Source organism: Aeromicrobium sp. P5_D10 (genome assembly GCF_054049535.1).
Window position 1 is genome coordinate 32,049 of record NZ_JBFUME010000008.1, and the last position, 17,939, is coordinate 49,987.

The window sequence follows — 17,939 nt, forward strand, 5'->3', positions numbered from 1 at the left end:
TGGCGCAGTCAGCTCGCGGTGTGTCCGCCGTCCACGACGAACTCGGCGCCGGTCACGAATGACGCCTCATCGCTGGCGAGGAAGACGATGACCGCAGCGACCTCATCGGCTGTGCCGAGACGCCCCGACGGTGTCGCGCTGGCGATGCGTTCGCGGTGGTCCTTGAGTAGCGGGGTGTCGATGAAACCGGGGTGCACCGAGTTGACCCGCACTCCTGCAGGCCACCAGGCGATCGCGGTGTTCTTGGTCAGGAGACGGACCGCGCCCTTGGCGGCGTGGTACGCCGGGCTCGTCCCGGTGCCGCCGACCAGGCCGTAGACCGAGCTGATGTTGACCACTGAGCCATGGCCGCTGGCATGCAATGCGCTACTCGCGGCGCGGGTGCCCAAAAAGACGCTGGTTTGACTGAGTGCGATGACTCGGTCCCAGGTTTCGGTCGAGGTGTCTTCGATTGATTCGTAGTGACCGCCGCCGGCGTTGTTGACCAAGATGTCGAGGCCGCCGAAGTGGTTGACCGTCTTGTCGATTGCTCGCTCCCAGTCCTTTTCGCTCGTCACGTCGAGGTGGAGGTAGTGCGCGGAATCGCCCAAGGATCGGGACAGGGATTCGCCCGGCTCGTCCTGGATGTCGGCAAGGACGACGCGTCCTCCCTCGTCGACGATCCGGCGAGCCGTCGCGGCACCGATGCCGCTGGCTCCGCCGGTGATGAGCGCTACGCGCTGGTTGAAGCGAGTCACGGCTTCTCCTCAAGTCTGGTGCATTTAGATGGTTTATGCATATAGTAATGAGAAATCACGAACCTGGCGAGAAGGCGGACTTACTGGTGGACAGTCTCAATGGGGCGGCGGTGATCGTCGGGGCCTACGAGCACCCGGGTCGCAAACTTGCCGGACACACGCTCGCGGGCGTGCACCGTGATGTCGTCGCAGGCGCATTGGCCGATGCGGGTCTTGGTCTGCGTGACGTCGACGGCTTCTTCTGCGACTCCTCGGCACCTGGGTTCGGCGCGAATGACCTCATGCAGTACCTCGGGTTGCAGTGCACGTACACCGAGTCCTCCGAGATGGGCGGGTCGAGCTACGTCGCGTACGTGGGCCATGCCGCAGCCGCGATCGCGGCCGGTAAATGCCGGGTCGCGGTGATCTCTCTGGCGGGTCTTCCCAATCAACGCCAACGGGTCTCCCCGCCCGACACGCCGTCACCGTCCGCGGCCTTCCAGGTCAATGGATACCTCGGCGGATACGGACCGGTCGCCGACTACGCGATGCTCGCGCGGCGTCACATGTACGAGTACGGGACAACCTCTGAGCAATTGGCGTGGATCAAGGTGGCCTCATCGCGGCACGCGAGCCACAACCCGAATGCGCTGTTGCGTGATGAGGTCACGCTCGATGAAGTCATGGCGTCGCCCCTGATTGCCGATCCCCTGCATCGTATGGACTGCTGCGTCGTCACCGACGGTGGCGGAGCTCTGGTCGTGGTCCATCCGGACGTCGCCCGGGAGCTGGGCCGGACCGGTGCGGTCCTGCGAGGCCAGGGTGAGAGTCACAAAGCGTCGATTGCCGGCGAGGTGGACCTGACGTACAGCGCAATCCGACGTTCGGGAGAGTTGGCCTACGCCGAAGCCGGCGTGAAGGTCGACCGCATCAAGTACGCCTCCCTCTACGACTCTTTTACGATCACGGTGCTCATGGCATTGGAAGATCTGGGCTTTTGTGCTGCAGGCGAGGGCGGGCGCCTGGTCGAAGACGGCGGACTGGTCAGCGGGGTCGGCCGGATCGCGGTCAACACCGATGGCGGAGGTCTGTCGAACAATCACCCGGGCAATCGCGGGGGGATGACCAAAGTCATCGAGGCCGTCAGGCAACTCAGGGGAGAGGCCCATCCCGCAGTCCAGGTGCCTGACTGTGACTGGGCCCTCGCCTCCGGCACCGGCTTCCGCCTTGCTACCAGCCACTACAGCTCGACGATCATCCTGGAGCGATTCTTGTGACCGAGTTCTATCCTGCCGGGCTCCCGACTCCCCGACCGTCGGTCGATCCGGCGACACAGCCCTACTGGAACGCTGCCGAACGCGGTGAGCTCGTCGTGCCGTACTGCGATGGGTGCGAGCTTTTGTTCTGGTACCCACGCGGCTTCTGTCCACGGTGCGGCGACGCCGCGGTGAGTTGGCGCAGCGCCTCGGGTCGCGGCGAGGTCTACAGCTTTTCTGTGGTCCGGCGGGCGGCCGGCCCCTGGGCCGAGCACACACCTTTCGTCCTGGCGTTCGTGACCTTGGACGAAGGAGTCACGGTTCAGGCCAACGTCGTTGATTGCCCGGCGGACCGGCTCGCCCCCGGGCTGCGCGTGAGCGCAGTGTTCGAGCGCGCGGACACCGAAGATCTGCCGGTGCTGAGATTCGTGCCACTGACTGACGAGAAGAAGGAGCAGCCATGACTGACGTTCTCGACGAGATCGAGACCTGGGAACCTGCGCGATTGCGTGAGCACGAGTCCGGGCTGCTTCGAAGTCAGCTCGCGTACATCGCCGAGAACTCGCCGTTCTATCGGCAAAAGCTCGCCGCCGCAGGCGTCCGGTCCGGTGCCGTCAGCACAGTCGATGATCTTCGGCGGCTGCCGTTCACCGAGAAGGAGGAGTTGCGTCACAGCCTGGCCCAGCATCCTCCGCTCGGTTCGCACCTGGCCGCGCCGTTGACGAGTCTGGCGCAGATCCAGGCGACGTCCGGAACGAGCGGCAGCCCGTCGTACTTCGGCCTGACGCACCACGACCTCGAAGTCTGGGGTACCGCCGGTGCGAGGGCGTTCTACGCGGCCGGGGTGCGTCCCGGCGATCTCGTGCTGCACGGCTGGGGCATGAGCAAGGGGTTCGCGGGTGGTGTTCCGGCCGTCAGGGTTTTGCAGCAATTGGGGTGTGTCGTCATCCCGATCGGTGGTGAGGCCGGTGCCGAGCGCCTGCTCACGGTGGCGGGCTCGCTGTCGCCGAAGGTGTTCTGTACAGGCCCGAATTTCGCGATGCACGCAGGACGCCTGGCCGAGGAAGTGCTCGGGCGCTCGGCGGCTGAGCTCGGCGTCGAACGGATCGTGGTCGGCGGTGAGCCGGGGGGAGGTGTCCCCGCTGTCCGTCAACAGATCGAGAGCATCTGGAACGCGACCAGCTGCGAGACGCTCGGCAATTCCGACGTCGTGCCGATCGTGTTCGGAGAGTGTCTGGAACGCGACGGCATGCATTTCGTGGCCCAAGGGCTGGTGCACATCGAGCTGATTGATCCCGACACGGGCGAGGACGTCCCGTTCGAGGCCGGCGCGAGCGGGGAGCTGGTGATGACCGCATTGGACCGTCAGGCGTCCCCGCTCATCAGGTTCCGCACCCGCGACCATCTGGAGGTTTTGGCGACCGAGTGTGTGTGCGGTCGTAGTAGTCCGCGTGTGCGGTGCGTCGGTCGTACCGACGACATGTTGATCGTGCGTGGCATCAATGTGTGGCCGTCTGCCGTGCGTGAGATCGTGATCGGCTTCCAGCCCAGACTCACGGGCAATGTGCGCATTGTCGCCGACTTCGAAGGTCACGCGACCGAGCAGCGGCTCAAGGTCCGGGCCGAATACCGTCCGGAGCTGTCGCACGATGAGCTGGCGACCGTGACCGACGAACTCGAACGCCGCATCACTCAGGTGCTGGCGTTTCGACCGCGGCTCGAAATGGTGCCGGTCGGAGTTCTGCCCGAGGCCGGAGTCAACAAGACCGCGCTGGTCGAGCGTCCCTGAGCCCGTCTCGTCCGGCGTGATGTCAGCAATGAGAAATTCTCGTCGAATACTCGGCTAATCATGCTAAGTATGATACTACTTAGCATGAACGTGATGTACCTAACATTCAGGCCCGTGAGGGCGGAAGGAGTCCGGCTGACATGGCTGAGACCGAAGGTCGGACCGTGAACGGTCCAGGAGCGGTGTCCACCGAAGCCCCGATGCTCAGGATCGACGACGTCACGGCAGGCTACGGGGCACACACGGTGCTCCGAGACGTTTCGCTGGCCGTGGGTGGCCAGGAGATCGTCTCCCTGCTCGGCCACAACGGAGCAGGCAAGTCGACCCTGCTCAGGGCCATCGCCGGAGTCATCGGGGTCGAGAGTGGCGACATCAGTTTCGGCGGAGTCAGCCAGATCGGTCGCGGCTCGGCGAAGATCGCCCAGGACGGCATGGCACTGGTCCCGCAGGGGCGCGGAATCTTCCCGACCCTCACGATCGGTGAGAACCTGCAGCTCGGCGCGGGCGTTGCGCGCCACGTCACCGACCGTGAAACCGTCACGATGGACTTCGTCCTCGACCTCTTCCCAGCGCTCGCACACCGTTTGCACGAGGACGCAGGCACGCTCAGTGGCGGCCAGCAGCAGATGGTCGCGATCGGCACCGCGCTGATGGCGAGCCCGCGATTCCTGCTGCTCGACGAGCCGTCGACCGGGCTCGCCCCCGTGCTGGTCCAGACGATGCTCGAACAGATTCGCTCGGTGCATCAGGAGTTGGGTATCGGGGTCCTGATCGTCGAGCAGAACATCAACGAGGCGCTGAAGGTCTCAGACCGCGCCTACGTACTCAGGCTCGGGGAAATTGTGCGGGAAGGTCCCGCTTCGACACTTCTGGACGACCCAGACATCTGGGGGCTGTTCTGATGTGGCGGCTGTCAGCACGACAAGAGATAGGAACACCAATGCGATTGATTCGATCGACACAGATCGCCGTTGCTGTGGCGGCGTTGTCGCTTGCGGCCGCGTGTACGACGGCCAGCGACGGCTCGGGATCCAAGGGTTCCGGCGACGTCAAGGACGCCAGCGGCAAGGCCGTCACGTCCAAGGAAACCTACAAGCTGGGTCTTGGCCTTCCGCTCACCGGCGCGGCGGCGTCCTACGGCGAGGAATACCGCGCAGCAGTTCAGGTTGGCATCGATGATGTCAACAAGCAGTTCGCCGCTGACGGCATCACGCTCAAGCTGGTCACTCAGGACACCCAGGCCACCGCTGAAGGCGGCGTGAGTGCCATGAACAAACTCGGCGCCGTCGAGAAGGCTCCGGCTGTGCTCACCGCGTGGAGCGCGGTCGTTGCCGCCGGCATGCCGGTTGCCCAGGACCTCGGCTTCGCGTTGTTCAACGCGGGTGCCCAGAGTCCGACGTTGATCGGTGCCAGCCCCAACCTCGCCAATGTCCTGCCCATGAACGATGAGCAGCTTGCGAACTTCACGCAGTACCTCGTCGAGGAGAAGGGCTACAAGAACTTCGCCACGATCTTCGTCGACAACGAAAGCGGCCAGGGCACCGCGAAGGCGTTCAAGGAAGCCATCGAGAAGCGCGGCGGCAAGATGGTCGCCGAAGAGTCGATCCGCCAGGACGCCACGGACGCGACGACTCAGGTCGCCAAGGTCAAATCCTCAGGTGCTGACTTCGTGTACGTGCAGACCCTCCTCGTCGAGGGTGCGGCCACCATGAAGTCGGTCCGTGAGGCCAAGCTCGACATACCGATCGGCAGCTACGCCGGATTCGGTGAGAGCCGGGTCATCCGCGATGCGGGCCAGGACGCGATGAACGGCCTGATCTACATGTCGCACATCCCTGAGGACATTTCCGGCGTCCGTAAGCTGCTCGAACGTATTCAGGCAGATCACCCGAAGATGGTGTTGGCGAACCAGTCGTACAACAGCTACTTCTACGCGGTGCCGTTCCTGTACGCCGAGGTCATCAAGAAATTGCGCGCTGAAGGTGCGCCGGTCACGGGCGAGAACATCCTTGCGCTCCTCAACAAGGACTCTGATTTCACAGTTCCGATCATCGGCTCGATGGATCTGACGAACAAGCTCACGTACACCGGTCCGACCCTGATTCAGGAGATCCAGGACTGGAAGAGCGATCCCTTGGATGACAAGACGATCGACGCAGTCACCGCCAACTGACCCATCTCCCACCGTGCCTGCCCTCCGTCCGACGGCGGAGGGCAGGCCCCCCAACACCTAGACGGAAGGCGTGAGCGTGGACCTCCTCATCACCCTTATCAAGACCGGGCTGGTCATGGGCCTGCTCTACGGTCTGTTTGCCTACGGCCTGAGTCTGATCTTGTCGGTCAACAAGGTCTTCCACGTCGCGCAGGGCGCCACATTCGTCCTTGCGGGATACGTGTTCTACACGCTCGGCACCAAGCTTGAGTGGCCGACGATCTTCGCCTTCCTCGGTGCCGTGGCATCAGCTGCGCTCGCGGCAGTGGCGATGCAGTACCTGATCTACAAGCCGTTGGCACGTCGCGACGCCGATCCGATGGTCGTCCTGGTCGCTTCGTTGCTCGTGGTCGCTTTCGCGGCCTATCTCATCGAGTTCATCTGGGGAGCCGGTGTGATCTCAACGGTCGCCCCATCGTGGTTCTCGTGGCAGACCGAAGTCTTCGGTGTCCGCATCGGGGTCTACGACATCAGTGTGCTCGTGATGAGCATTCTGCTATTCGTTCTGATGCACTGGTTCTTGACCAAGACGCACGCGGGGCTGGAGTTCAGGGCGGTCGGCGACAATCCTGAGCGTGCTCAGGCACTCGCGATCAATCTGGACAAGGTCTACCTGCGCTCGATGATCCTCGGATCAATCCTGGTCGTTCCGGCTGCGGTCCTGCTCGCCCTCAAAGCGCCGATCCACCCCAGCATGGGATTCGATCTGCTGCTCAAGGCCGTCATCGCACTCACGATCGGCGGAATGGGCCGCATGAGCGGTGCTCTGGTCGGCGGCATTCTGGTCGGTCTCACCGAGACTCTTCCGTTGTACTGGCTGCCCACCGAATGGGGCGAGTTCATCTTGTACATCGTCGCGTTCGCCTTCGTGATCTTCCGTCCGGCGGGTCTTGTCGGTGCCAAGAAGAAGCCGCGCAAGTCCCGGTCCACCACTACGACTGCGGCCGCGCCGGCTGTGGCCTCCTGACTTCGTCCGACCGAGAGAAGAGTCATGAGTTACTACCTGACCAGCCTGATGGGCTTGCTGCCCATCTTCATCATCCTTGGAATCTCGTTCAACTTGCTGTTGGGCTATGGCGGGCTTCTGTCCGTTTCGCACGGTGGCTTCTTCGGTATCGGTGCTTATGCGACCGCCATCTTGATCAAGGACCATCAACTCGAGTTCCTGCCCGCGGTCTTTGCCGGCGCACTACTGGCCGGTGTCATGAGCTTGTCGGTGGGATATGCCGCCGGCCGATTATCCGATGAGTTCTTGTTCATCGTGACGATCGCGGTTCAGGTCGCGCTCGTCGAGTTGTTCAACAACCTCGAGTTGACCGGCCGTTCGGCCGGCATCGCGGGTATCCCGCGTCCGACCGTGTTCGGCATGCAACTCGACAGCAATCTCAAGGTCGCGATCTTGTCGTGGATCTTCTGCCTCGTGGTGGCAGTCGTGTGCTGGCGAGTCGTCCGCTCGCCGTACGGACGCCTGCTCAAGTCGTTGCGAGAAGACGTTCCGGCCGCCCGGTCCTTGGGCAAGCGTGCCCTGTGGACCAAGGTCACGGTTTTCGCTTTCAGCTCGGCTATCGCCGGTATCGCCGGCGGACTCTATGCGGTGCACACGCTGTACATCAGCCCGTTGGAGTTCACCCTGGACCGCTCGGTCGAGATCTTGTCGATCACGATCATCGGCGGCATGGCCGCGTACTGGGGGCCGTTCCTTGGTGCCGCAGTGGTTCTGGCGCTGCCCGAGGCGCTGAGCTTCGCCAACATTCCCGACTCGGTGGCCGGTCCCATCAACGGGCTGATCTACACGCTCGCGGTGCTGTTGCTGTTGATCTACCGCCCGCGCGGACTTCTGGGACGCGATCCTGTCGTCGAGGCGCAGCGGAACGCGGCTCGACGTGACGCACGGACGGGCGCGAGGTCAAGCGATCGAGCGGATGACGCGAGCGAAGTCTCGGCCGCCAGTTTGCTGGCGGCGGTGCGTGGTCCGGGTGCCGAGGCTCCCGCCCTGAAGAGTCTGCGGTCCGAAGGAATCGGTATTGCCTTCGGTGGTCTCAAGGCGGTCGACGATGTGACGCTTGAGATCCGTCCGGGTCAGATCACCGCGTTGGTGGGCCCCAACGGTGCCGGCAAGACAACTGTGTTCAACCTGTTGAGCGGCGCACTCAAGTCAGACACCGGCCGCACATTCTACGGCGACCAGGACATCACCAGGCTCAGCATCGAAAGGCGCGCTCAGCTCGGCGTCGTGCGTTCGTTCCAGGAAGTCAGGCTCTTCGAGGGCATGACGGTCCAGGAGAACATTCATGTCGCGGTGACCGACATCCGCCATGAGAGCCTGATCGCGCAGTTCTCGCCACGTGCCCTCAAGGGCGGTGACGATGTCGACGAACAACGGGCCGAACAGATCTTGCGGAGCCTGGGACTTTTCGACAAGCGCCACATGCTGGCCAAGGACCTGTCGTACGCGGAGCAGAAGATGCTCATGATGGGACGCCTGTTGGCCACGGGTGCCAGCTGCTATCTGCTCGATGAGCCGATGTCCGGCCTCGACCAAGCCGCTCGCGCGCAACTCTCAGAGCTCCTGCGGCAGATCGTGTCCGACGGCAGCACGTCGATCTGCATCGTCGAGCACAGCATGCAGGTTGTTCGCGAAGTCGCGTCGTGGGTCATGTTCCTCGACCGGGGGCGTCTGCTCACCGAGGGCACGCCCTCTGAAGTCATGGAGAACCCCGAGCTCACCGCGATCTACTTCGGCCGGCCCATGTGACCGGATCACACGCACGAGCCACAAAGCACACGTCCCACCATTGCAAGGAGAAGTTGATATGAATCAGTCCAAGGTTGTCGTCGTCACCGGTGGCGGTGACGGCATCGGCCGCATCATCGTCCGCCAATTGGCTCAGGACGGGTGGGCTGTGTGTGCCGCCGACATCAACGAGACAGCGGTGAAGAGTGTCGCCGCCGAGCTGACCGACTCGGGTCATCGGGTCATCGCGGTCGGTGCGGACGTCTCCAGCGAGGGGGACATCCGTCGCATCGCCGATGTGGCAGAGGCAGAACTCGGACCCATCTGGGCGTGGATCAACAACGCCGGCAACACCCGGCCGGCGATGTTGCTCAAGATGGAGGCTGACGCCTTCGACAATGTCATCGCGGTCCACGCACGCGGCAGCTTCCTGGGCGTTCGAGAGGCCGCGCGACGCATGGTGGCAAGCAAGACACCGGGGGTCATCGTGAACGTCACTTCGGCGGCGGGTCTGGGTGGAACCATCGGTCAGATCAACTATGCGTCGGCCAAGGGCGCGATCATCGCGATGACCAAGTCGGCGGCCAAGGAGCTTGGCCGCTACGGCATCCGGGTCAACGCCGTTGCGCCGTCGGCCTCGACCGAGATGACCCACAAGATCATGAATGATGAGAAGTTCGCGAAGACTTATCTGTCACGTATCGCGCTTGGCCGATTCGCGGAGGCTGAGGAGATGGCCGGGACGTTCGAGTTCCTGCTGTCCGACGCGGCCAGCTACATGACCGGACAAGTCCTGTCGGTCGACGGCGGCACCTACATGGTGTCGTGATCGACGTGGCGCAGCGATTCGACGGCAAGGTGGCTCTGGTCACCGGCGCTTCGGGCGGTCAGGGTGAGTCGGAGGCTCGGTTGTTCGCGGCCGAGGGGGCCGGGGTCGTGATTGCCGACGTATTGGTCGAAGCCGGCCAAGCATTGGCTGACGAGCTGGTCGGCCTGGGTCATCGTGCGGTGTTCGTCGAGCTGGACGTGGCTGACGAGGCGCGGTGGGCCGAGGTCGTCGAAGGGATCGAGCGGGACTTCGGTCGGCTCGACATCCTGGTCAACAATGCCGGCGTCGGTGACGGTCGAGGCATCGTCGACCAGGGGCTGCGCGGCTGGGACCGGGTGCTCGACATCAACTTGTGGGGTCCGGTCGTCGGTATGCGTACGGTTGCACCGCTGATGGCAGCCGGGGGCGGTGGATCGATCATCAACATCTCGTCGGTCGCCGGGCTCACGGGCTACGACCACGCGGCCTACACGGCCAGCAAATGGGGACTTCGAGGAGCGACCAAGGTCGCGGCTCTGGAATTCGCCGATGCAGGTATTCGGGTCAACTCGGTGCATCCGGGCACGATCGTCACTCCGATGATCGCCGCGATCCCCGACGACGTGGTGCAGAACTACGTCCGGGTCAACCCGAATCGGCGGTCCGGGGTGTCCGAGGAGATCGCCTGGGCCGTGCTTCACCTCGCCTCGTCGGAGTCGTCGTTCACGACGGGCGCCGAACTTACGGTCGATGGTGGATTCATTTCCGGAGGGCTCAACCGAGCACTTGAGCTTGCAGTTGCTTCGGCCAAGGAGGAAGTGCGATGACCGCCGCTGTTCGGCAGTACCCGGACCGTACGGATCTGACCGGCAAGGTCGCGGTCGTCACGGGCGCTGCCCGCGGGATGGGCGCAGAACACGTGAAGATTCTGGCGGCGAGGGGAGCGACGGTGCTCGCGGTCGACCGCGACGACGATGGTCCGTCAGGTCACTCCGTGCTCCGGTGCACTGCTGACGTGTCTTCCTCGGAGGACTGGGAAAGGATTCGTGTGCAGGCCACCGACCTGGGCGCGGTCAAGATCTTGATCAACAACGCCGGGGTGGTGAGCCACCGCCGCATCGCTCAGACCGATCGGGCCGGGTGGGACCGGGTGCTTGATGTCAATCTCAAGGGAGTCTTCCTGGGAATGCAGATGCTTGCCCCAGCAATGCGCGAAGTCGGCGGCGGGTCGATCGTCAACGTCTCGTCGGCCGCCGGACTGGATCATCACCCTGATGTGGCCTACACGGCCAGCAAGTGGGGAGTGCGAGGGCTGACCAAGACGGCCTCGCAGGAGTTCGGTCGGTGGGGTGTCCGCGTCAACAGCATCCACCCCGGCTACATCGACACTCCGATGAACGATTTCGCCTCGCCCGAACTTCGGCAGGCCATGGTGTCTCTGCTGCCCTTGGGACGGCCGGGCGAGGCGTGGGAGGCCGCCGAGCTCGCAGCCTTCCTGGCGTCGGACGCCGCAGCATTCATTACCGGTGCCGAGATTGCGATCGACGGAGGCTGGACCTCGGGTGCTCAGGCCACCGCAGCTCGACGGATGTCGTGAACACGAGATGTGGGACGACTGAGAGGCAGGAGACTGCATGAGACGCATGGACGGCAAGGTGGCTCTGGTCACGGGGGCCTCGGGTGGTCAGGGTGAGGCCGAGGCGCGGTTGTTCGCAGCTGAGGGTGCTGCGGTGGTGATTGCCGATGTTCTTGTAGAGGCCGGCCGGGCTTTGGCCGATGAGTTGGTGGCTGCGGGTCATCGGGCGGTGTTCGTTGAACTCGATGTGGCCGATGAGTCTCGGTGGACCGAGGTGGTCGAGGGGATCGAGCGTGATTTCGGTCGGCTCGACGTCCTGGTCAACAACGCCGGAGTCTCGGACCGCCGCGGAATCCTGGACCAGGACGAGCAGGCCTTCGACCGGGTGCTCGACATCAACCTGTGGGGTCCGGTGGTGGGCATGCAGGCCTGCGCGCCGCTCATGGGCCGAGGGGGCGGCGGGTCGATCGTCAATATCTCGTCGATCGCGGGTCTCACGGGCTATGACGCTGCGGCGTACACGGCCAGCAAATGGGGCTTGCGGGGAGTCACCAAGTCAGCGGCCCTTGAGCTTTCGGCGCTCGGCATCCGAGTCAATTCGGTGCACCCGGGCGCGGTCCTCACGCCGATGCTGTCAAATGTCGCGCCAGAGATCATCGACAATTTCGTGCGGGTCAACGCTGATCAACGGGCCGGCGAGCCCGAGGAGATCGCCATGACCGTGCTCCATCTGGCCACGGACGAATCCTCGTACACGACCGGTGCCGAGATCGTTGTCGACGGCGGATTCGTCGCGTCGGGAGCCCACCGGTCATTGGCCCTTCTGACGGCTTCGTACCAGGAGGCAGCACATGACTGAGAACTACGCGGACGTTCGCACACGTACTGACCTGACCGGCAAAGTTGCCGTCGTGACGGGCGCTGGCAAGGGAATGGGCGCCGAGCATGTGCATGCGCTCGCAGCCCGTGGCGCCGCAGTGTTGCTGACGGACCTCGACAAGCAGGCGGGTCGGGCGGTTGCTGCCGCAGCCGCCGCCGAGGGTGCAGACGTCGCCTTCGTGGCCGGTGACGTGCGTCGAGCAGATGACTGGGCGCGGTGGCGTGACGTCGCGCGTGACCGGTTCGGCTCAGTGCATGTGTTGGTCAACAATGCGGGTGTCTTCGGCGAGGAATCGTTCGCGACTGTCGGGCGTGCCTCCTGGAAGCGGATCGTCGACATCAATCTCAAAGGTGTCTTCCTGGGTATGAAGACGATCGTTCCGCTGATGCGGGAGGCCGGTGGCGGTTCGGTCGTCAACGTCTCGTCGGCGGCGGGGCTCGATATCAATCCCGATCCTTCGTACACCGCGAGCAAGTGGGGAGTGCGCGGTCTGACCAAGACCGCCGCCCAGGAGTTCGGCCCCTGGGGCGTCCGGGTCAACAGCATCCATCCGGGCTACATGTTGACGCCGATGGCCGAATTCGCTCCCGACGCGATGCGAGAGGCAAAGATCGATCTGACGCCGTTGCGTCGTGCTGGCGAGGCGTGGGAGGCCGCCGAGCTGGTGGCCTTCCTGGCATCGGACGCTGCGGCTTTCATCACGGGAGCTGAGATCGCAATCGATGGCGGCTGGACCTCGGGATCACAGGCCACAGAGGCTCGCCGGACCCGGTGAGCCTGCTTGCCCGCTGTCATTCACGATCGGAGAACAGATATGAAGCTGGAACGTATGGAGCTTGTCGGCCTGGAGGTTTCAGACCTCGACGCGGCGATGAGGGAGTTTACGGATCTACTCGGGGTCGAATTCATCAGGATCGAGTTCGATGACACCCCGGTCATTGAGGAGTTGCCTGCCGACGAGCCCCCGCATGCTCAGGGCACGCGTATGAGCATGGCGATGGACAAGTCCGGCTATCTCGAGCTGATTCAGGCCCACCCTCCGACGAGTCGGGAGCGGGTGCGCAACATCCACTTCAAGGTCGATGACATCGAGGAGGCCATTGTCGAAATGCGTGCCAAGGGCTACCGGCTGGTCTCCAATATCCGTATCGGCCGCATGCGCGAAGCCGTCTGGGGCGCCCGCGAGGCACACGGCCTCCGGATGTGCATGGTTCAGTACGAGGGCCCGAGCATGATCGAGGCGATGCTCGACGGCGGCCCAGTGCCTGTCTGAACAAGTAAGAGAACTGCCCGGTCACGATGGTGACCGGGCAGTTCTCTTTGGTCTGGGGAGGAAACCCCACAGCGTCAGGCTGACGGGCTGAGTGCTCCAGCCTCGACCGCCAGCTTGTGCAGCAAGCCCATCTCGTCGATGCCGTTGTCGAACACGTGCAGATCCTCGATGTCGCGGATCTGGTCGATGTTCGACAAGACGTCATCGGCCGATGCCGGGCCGTCGGGCGTGAACCAGCCGGCGTTGACGCCCACGACGTAGCGAGCGAATCGGCCACCGCCGGCTGAGAAGATCTCGTGGGTCTGGGTGCACTGCGGCGATGCGAGGTACACCGCCATCGCGGCCACTTGCGCCGGATCGAGCAGTGCCTCCATGTCGCCGAGCATCCCTTCGGTCATCCGGGTGCGGGCGCCCGGGGCGATCACATTGGCCAAGATCCCGTGCTTGGCTCCTTCGATCGCGGCGACGTGCACGAGGCCGACCAGCCCAGTCTTGGCCGCACCGTAGTTGGCCTGGCCGAAGTTGCCCAGCAGCCCGGACGATGACGAGGTCATGACGATCCGTCCGTACCGGGCCTCCTTCATGACCTTGAAGGCTGGGATCGTGACGTTGAATCCGCCCTTGAGGTGCACGTCGATGACGTCGTCCACTTCCTGAGCGGTCAAGTTGTGCAGCGACCTGTCGCGCAGGATTCCTGCGTTGTGGATGACTGCGTCGACTCGGCCGAATGCGTCCATCGTCGAGTCGACGATCGACTGACCGCCTTCGGGGGTCGAGACGCTGTCGTGATTTGCGACGGCTTCTCCTCCGAGATCGCGGATCTCCTGCACGACTCCGTCGGCCATGCTGGCGCTTCCGCCTTCGCCATTGACTGTGCCGCCCAGGTCGTTGACCATGACCCGCGCCCCGTGTCGGGCCAGTGCAAGGGCATATTCGCGACCCAGCCCGCCTCCGGCGCCGGTGACGATGACGGAGCGACCTTCGTATTCAACCAAGCTCATGCGTGTTATCTCCTGTTGGTGAGTTGTCCAGCTGGATCAGATGATGCGCGAATCGTGGCCGGCCCAGTACGTGTCGCGCAGGGGGGCCTTGTGCAGCTTGCCGGTGGGTGAACGGGGGAAGTCGCTGAGGAAGTCGATCGATCTCGGCCACTTGAACTTGGCCAGATACTCTTCGCAGTGGGCCATGAGCGCGGCCGTGGTGGCATCGCCTTCGAGGGCCGGATCTACGAGTTGCACCACGGCCTTGACCTCTTCGCCCAGGTCTTCGTTGGGCACGCCGAAGACCGCGACGTCCTGGACCAGGGGGTGTGAAATCAGGACGTCTTCGATCTCCTGCGGGTAGATGTTGACGCCGCCCGCGATGATCATGAACGACTCTCGATCGGCGAGGTAGAGATAGCCGTCCTCGTCGAGCCGCCCAAGATCGCCCAGCGCGGTCCAGTTGGGGTGGTCAGGATGGTGTGCGCCCGCAGTCTTTTCCGGCTCTCCGTAGTACTGGAATCCAGCCACGACTTCGGAGGTTTCGAAGTAGATCCGTCCGACTTCGCCGACGGGCAGCTCGCGTCCCGTGGGATCGCAGATGTGGATCGTCGACTCCAGGGCGGCCTGTCCGACCGATCCCTTGTGCTCGAGCCATTCGTGGGAGCTGATGACCGTGGCACCGGTGTCTTCGGTTCCCGCGTAGTACTCGTAGAGGATCGGTCCGAGCCAATCGATCATGGCCTGCTTGATCGGAATAGAACAGGGTGCGGCGCCATGGATCACGTAACGCAGGCTCGACAGGTCGTACTTGTCGCGTACTTCCTGCGGAAGCTTCAGCATGCGACTGAACATCGTGGCCACGAACTGCACATGGGTCACCTGATACTTCTCGATCAGCGCGAGCGACTCCTCGGCGTCGAACTTCTCCATGATCACGACGGTCGCCCCAAGGGCCATCGAGTCGGTGCTGAAGAGCAGCGGTGCCGAATGGTAGATCGGTGCAGGGGACAGGTAGATCGTGTTCTCGTCCATGCCGTAGAGCGTTTTGTAGACCGGGATGAGCGCGGGCTTGCCTTCTTGCACGGTCCGTCCGGTGAGTGGCCTCCACACGCCCTTGGGCCGGCCCGTGCTTCCCGAGCTGTAGAGCATCGTGCGGCCGAGTGGTTCCTCGGCGAGCGCTTCGGCCGGGTGGGCCGCGATGGCATCTTCGTAGGCGTCGTAGCCGGGCACCGTGCCGTCGACCATCAGCCGACGGCGCACCTTGGGGGTCAGGGGAGTCAGCGCAGTCGCGAGTTCGCCCTTGTAGGCCGACATCACGAGGACCTGCGCATCGCTGTCGTCGATGATGTAGCCGGCTTCGCTCGGGGTGAGATGGCGGTTGACCGCAGTCAGGTAGAGGCCTGAGCGGAACGCCGCCCAGAACACCTCGATGTAGCGGATGTTGTTCTCCATCAGGATCGCGACGTGATCTCCGGGGCGGAGCCCTTCGGCCCAGAACAGCTGGGCCAGTCGCTTGGATCGTTCGTCCAATTCGGCCCAGGTCAGCGTCTCGCCGCTGCCCCCCATGATCACTGCGGGCCTGTCGGGCCATGTCTGTGCGTGCGACGTGGGGTCGTACATTCTGATGCTCAGCCTTTCCTTGGCGGATGAACTGCACTGCAATTCCAGGGTGGTTGCGAATCTCTGAGCATTATTATAATGTAAGTTCAATCACATTGCCAGAGTGTTCAGGAGTCTTCATGCCCGAAGCAGTCATCGTTTCTGCGACCCGTAGCCCGATCGGCCGGGCCTTCAAGGGCTCGCTGACTAGTATTCGGCCGGACGACCTTGCCGGATTGATCATCGACGCCGCCATGAACAAGGTCCCCGAGCTTGATCGCTCAGAAGTCGTTGACGTGATGATGGGAGCCGCGAGCCACGACGGGGAACAGGGCCTGAACCTTGGCCGCAACGCTGCAGCGCTCGGCGGCCTGCCCGCATCGGTTCCGGGCACGACGGTCAACCGCGGTTGCGGCTCGTCGTTGCAGACGATCCGGATGGCGCACCAGGCCATCGCGACGGGCGAGGGACACGCCTTCGTCGCGGCGGGCGTCGAGAGCGTGAGCCGCTCCCCCTTCGTCTACGACCCGGTCGCGATGAACCCGCGGTTCACCGATCCGAGCCGGCCCGACTACATCAACGACATGTACATCCAGATGGGCCAGACGGCCGAGAACGTCGCGGCGAAGTGGGGCCTGACCCGTTCCGAGCTGGACGAGTACGCCCTGCTGTCACAGCAGCGCGCGGCGGCCGCGATCGAGGCGGGCTTCTTCGCCAAGGAGATCACCCCGGTGACACTGGCTGACGGCACCGTCGTCGACAGTGACGACTGCCCGCGACCGCAGACCACGTTGGAGGGGCTGGCCAAGCTGCCGACCCCGTTCCGTGAGGACGGCATCGTGACGGCCGGCAACTCCTGCCCGTTGAATGACGGCGCCGCTGCGGTGGTTGTCATGTCTGACGTTCGGGCCCGCGAGCTCGGCCTCACGCCGCTGGCGCGGATCATCGGCTCCCACGTCACCGGCCTGGAGCCGGAGATCATGGGCGTCGGGCCGATCAAGGCCGTTGGACAGCTGCTCGAACGTCACAATATGAAGATCAGTGATGTCGACGTCGTCGAACTCAACGAAGCCTTTGCCGCGCAAGTGCTGCCGATCGCGCGTGAATTGGGCATCTCGATCGAGGATCAGCTCAATCCGCACGGCGGCGGCATCGCCCTGGGACATCCGTTCGGGATGACGGGTGCGCGCATCATGACGACCCTGATCAACGATCTGCAGACGCTCGACAAGCAGATCGGCATCGAGACGATGTGCATCGGTGGTGGCATGGGTATTGCCATGATGATCGAGCGTCTGTCCTGACGATGGCGTTCTCGACGATACGCGTTGAGCTGTCGGGTCCGGTGGGGGTCGTGACCCTCACCCGGCCGGACAAGCTGAATGCGCTCAGTCGGCGCATGGTCGCCGAGCTCACTGAGGTGGCCGAGCAGCTCGGTGCTGATCCGGCCGTACGTTGCCTCGTGCTCGCCGCGGAGGGCCGGATGTTCTCGGCGGGGGCCGACCTTGAGGAGTTCCGCGACGACTTCGGACGCGGCGAGGTCGACCCGGCCGAGACCGAGGCGGAGTCGAGGAAGGGCTCGCGGCTCACCGCGGCTTTTGAGTCTCCGGACCTCATCACGATCGCGGCGATCCAGGTCGCCGCGATCGGGGGTGCGGCTGCACTTGTCGCTGCCTGCGATCTGCGGATCTTGGCCGAAGGTGCGCGACTCGTGGTTCCGGAACTGGCGATGGGCGTCCCGCTGGCCTGGGGCGGAATGGAGCGACTCGTTCGTGATCTCGGCCCGGCGGTCGTTCGTGATCTGGTGTTGACCGGCCGCCCGCTCGGCGCCGACGAGGCGCTGAGTCGCGGCTTCGCGTGCGCCGTCGTGCCGGGACCTGAGTTGCTTGACCGAGCTCGTGAACTGGCCGACCTGATTGCAAGTCGCCCTGCGTACGGAACCACTGTCGCGATGCGTCGCCTGCTCGCGATATCTGACCGCAGCACGGCTACCGGGGTTGATGACGATGCTGTCTCCCTGGCCCGTTCGGCAACTGATCCGCAGGCCATCGCGGCGACGGTGGCCTATCTCGATTCACTCTCCGACCCCCGAACCACTTGAACCAGGAGCTGT

18 protein-coding genes are annotated in these 17,939 nt (G+C 64.0%); 15 read left to right on the top strand and 3 right to left on the bottom strand.

Annotated features, from left to right (window positions below; all coding sequences use genetic code 11):
* Nucleotides 1-8: 8 nt before the first annotated feature.
* A complete protein-coding gene (locus ACXJKC_RS15595) occupies nt 9-737 on the bottom strand; it encodes an SDR family NAD(P)-dependent oxidoreductase (protein ID WP_456697660.1) in 729 nt (242 codons plus the stop codon).
* An 86-nt stretch (nt 738-823) separates the two neighbouring features.
* Here ACXJKC_RS15595 and ACXJKC_RS15600 point away from each other — a divergent pair, with 86 nt between their 5' ends.
* The 13 genes from ACXJKC_RS15600 (at nt 824) to ACXJKC_RS15660 (ending at nt 13,244) form a co-directional block, all read left to right on the top strand.
* The gene (locus tag ACXJKC_RS15600) at nt 824-1,993 is read left to right on the top strand and encodes a thiolase domain-containing protein (RefSeq protein WP_456697661.1); all 1,170 of its coding nucleotides are present in this window, start codon (nt 824-826) and stop codon (nt 1,991-1,993) included.
* A complete protein-coding gene (locus tag ACXJKC_RS15605; protein WP_456697662.1) occupies nt 1,990-2,436 on the top strand; it encodes a Zn-ribbon domain-containing OB-fold protein in 447 nt (148 codons plus the stop codon). The genes ACXJKC_RS15600 and ACXJKC_RS15605 overlap by 4 nt, the downstream gene beginning before the upstream one ends.
* Complete coding sequence (locus ACXJKC_RS15610; RefSeq protein WP_456697663.1) at nt 2,433-3,761, top strand: phenylacetate--CoA ligase family protein; 1,329 nt, start codon at nt 2,433-2,435, stop codon at nt 3,759-3,761. The genes ACXJKC_RS15605 and ACXJKC_RS15610 overlap by 4 nt, the downstream gene beginning before the upstream one ends.
* 140 nt (nt 3,762-3,901) lie before the next feature.
* Nucleotides 3,902-4,663, top strand: coding sequence for an ABC transporter ATP-binding protein (locus tag ACXJKC_RS15615; protein ID WP_456697664.1), 762 nt, complete (start codon nt 3,902-3,904; stop codon nt 4,661-4,663).
* Between the two features lie 38 nt (nt 4,664-4,701).
* Nucleotides 4,702-5,934: an ABC transporter substrate-binding protein gene (locus tag ACXJKC_RS15620; RefSeq protein WP_456697665.1), complete on the top strand. Its 1,233-nt coding sequence runs from the start codon at nt 4,702-4,704 to the stop codon at nt 5,932-5,934.
* A gap of 76 nt (nt 5,935-6,010) precedes the next feature.
* On the top strand, nt 6,011-6,940 hold the full coding sequence (locus tag ACXJKC_RS15625; protein WP_456697666.1) for a branched-chain amino acid ABC transporter permease: 930 nt from the start codon (nt 6,011-6,013) through the stop codon (nt 6,938-6,940).
* Nucleotides 6,941-6,964: 24 nt separating this feature from the next.
* Nucleotides 6,965-8,728: a branched-chain amino acid ABC transporter ATP-binding protein/permease gene (locus tag ACXJKC_RS15630; protein ID WP_456697667.1), complete on the top strand. Its 1,764-nt coding sequence runs from the start codon at nt 6,965-6,967 to the stop codon at nt 8,726-8,728.
* 58 nt (nt 8,729-8,786) lie between these two features.
* The gene (locus ACXJKC_RS15635; RefSeq protein WP_456697668.1) at nt 8,787-9,536 is read left to right on the top strand and encodes an SDR family NAD(P)-dependent oxidoreductase; all 750 of its coding nucleotides are present in this window, start codon (nt 8,787-8,789) and stop codon (nt 9,534-9,536) included.
* Nucleotides 9,533-10,342: an SDR family NAD(P)-dependent oxidoreductase gene (locus ACXJKC_RS15640; RefSeq protein WP_456697669.1), complete on the top strand. Its 810-nt coding sequence runs from the start codon at nt 9,533-9,535 to the stop codon at nt 10,340-10,342. Before ACXJKC_RS15635 ends, ACXJKC_RS15640 begins: the two co-directional genes overlap by 4 nt.
* Entirely contained in the window at nt 10,339-11,112 is a 774-nt protein-coding gene (locus tag ACXJKC_RS15645; protein ID WP_456697670.1) for an SDR family NAD(P)-dependent oxidoreductase, read from the top strand. Before ACXJKC_RS15640 ends, ACXJKC_RS15645 begins: the two co-directional genes overlap by 4 nt.
* Nucleotides 11,113-11,149: 37 nt before the next feature.
* Entirely contained in the window at nt 11,150-11,950 is an 801-nt protein-coding gene (locus tag ACXJKC_RS15650) for an SDR family NAD(P)-dependent oxidoreductase (protein WP_456697671.1), read from the top strand.
* On the top strand, nt 11,943-12,746 hold the full coding sequence (locus ACXJKC_RS15655) for an SDR family NAD(P)-dependent oxidoreductase (protein WP_456697672.1): 804 nt from the start codon (nt 11,943-11,945) through the stop codon (nt 12,744-12,746). The genes ACXJKC_RS15650 and ACXJKC_RS15655 overlap by 8 nt, the downstream gene beginning before the upstream one ends.
* A 39-nt stretch (nt 12,747-12,785) precedes the next feature.
* Nucleotides 12,786-13,244 (top strand): VOC family protein, encoded by a 459-nt coding sequence (locus ACXJKC_RS15660; RefSeq protein ID WP_456697673.1) that lies wholly within the window; start codon nt 12,786-12,788, stop codon nt 13,242-13,244.
* Between the two features lie 74 nt (nt 13,245-13,318).
* On the opposite strand, the gene ACXJKC_RS15665 is transcribed toward ACXJKC_RS15660, so the two are convergent.
* Complete coding sequence (locus tag ACXJKC_RS15665; RefSeq protein WP_456697674.1) at nt 13,319-14,245, bottom strand: SDR family NAD(P)-dependent oxidoreductase; 927 nt, start codon at nt 14,243-14,245, stop codon at nt 13,319-13,321.
* A 36-nt stretch (nt 14,246-14,281) separates the two neighbouring features.
* Nucleotides 14,282-15,847 (bottom strand): acyl-CoA synthetase, encoded by a 1,566-nt coding sequence (locus tag ACXJKC_RS15670; RefSeq protein ID WP_456697675.1) that lies wholly within the window; start codon nt 15,845-15,847, stop codon nt 14,282-14,284.
* A 119-nt stretch (nt 15,848-15,966) separates the two neighbouring features.
* On the opposite strand from ACXJKC_RS15670, the gene ACXJKC_RS15675 reads away from it, so the two are divergent.
* Nucleotides 15,967-17,130 carry an acetyl-CoA C-acyltransferase gene (locus tag ACXJKC_RS15675; RefSeq protein ID WP_456697676.1) on the top strand — a complete coding sequence of 388 codons (1,164 nt, stop codon included), beginning with the start codon at nt 15,967-15,969 and terminating at the stop codon, nt 17,128-17,130.
* A gap of 50 nt (nt 17,131-17,180) precedes the next feature.
* The gene (locus ACXJKC_RS15680) at nt 17,181-17,927 is read left to right on the top strand and encodes an enoyl-CoA hydratase/isomerase family protein (protein WP_456697677.1); all 747 of its coding nucleotides are present in this window, start codon (nt 17,181-17,183) and stop codon (nt 17,925-17,927) included.
* Nucleotides 17,928-17,939 lie beyond the last annotated feature (12 nt).

What these genes read in the sequence shown, in the direction of transcription:
- ACXJKC_RS15620 (WP_456697665.1), top strand. Translation starts at nt 4,702, where the DNA reads ATGCGATTGATTCGATCGACACAGATCGCCGTTGCTGTGGCGGCGTTG.
- ACXJKC_RS15650 (WP_456697671.1), top strand. Translation starts at nt 11,150, where the DNA reads ATGAGACGCATGGACGGCAAGGTGGCTCTGGTCACGGGGGCCTCGGGT.
- ACXJKC_RS15665 (WP_456697674.1), bottom strand. Translation starts at nt 14,245, where the DNA reads ATGAGCTTGGTTGAATACGAAGGTCGCTCCGTCATCGTCACCGGCGCC.
- ACXJKC_RS15670 (WP_456697675.1), bottom strand. Translation starts at nt 15,847, where the DNA reads ATGTACGACCCCACGTCGCACGCACAGACATGGCCCGACAGGCCCGCA.
- ACXJKC_RS15655 (WP_456697672.1), top strand. Translation starts at nt 11,943, where the DNA reads ATGACTGAGAACTACGCGGACGTTCGCACACGTACTGACCTGACCGGC.
- ACXJKC_RS15630 (WP_456697667.1), top strand. Translation starts at nt 6,965, where the DNA reads ATGAGTTACTACCTGACCAGCCTGATGGGCTTGCTGCCCATCTTCATC.
- ACXJKC_RS15645 (WP_456697670.1), top strand. Translation starts at nt 10,339, where the DNA reads ATGACCGCCGCTGTTCGGCAGTACCCGGACCGTACGGATCTGACCGGC.
- ACXJKC_RS15660 (WP_456697673.1), top strand. Translation starts at nt 12,786, where the DNA reads ATGAAGCTGGAACGTATGGAGCTTGTCGGCCTGGAGGTTTCAGACCTC.
- ACXJKC_RS15635 (WP_456697668.1), top strand. Translation starts at nt 8,787, where the DNA reads ATGAATCAGTCCAAGGTTGTCGTCGTCACCGGTGGCGGTGACGGCATC.
- ACXJKC_RS15675 (WP_456697676.1), top strand. Translation starts at nt 15,967, where the DNA reads ATGCCCGAAGCAGTCATCGTTTCTGCGACCCGTAGCCCGATCGGCCGG.
- ACXJKC_RS15615 (WP_456697664.1), top strand. Translation starts at nt 3,902, where the DNA reads ATGGCTGAGACCGAAGGTCGGACCGTGAACGGTCCAGGAGCGGTGTCC.
- ACXJKC_RS15610 (WP_456697663.1), top strand. Translation starts at nt 2,433, where the DNA reads ATGACTGACGTTCTCGACGAGATCGAGACCTGGGAACCTGCGCGATTG.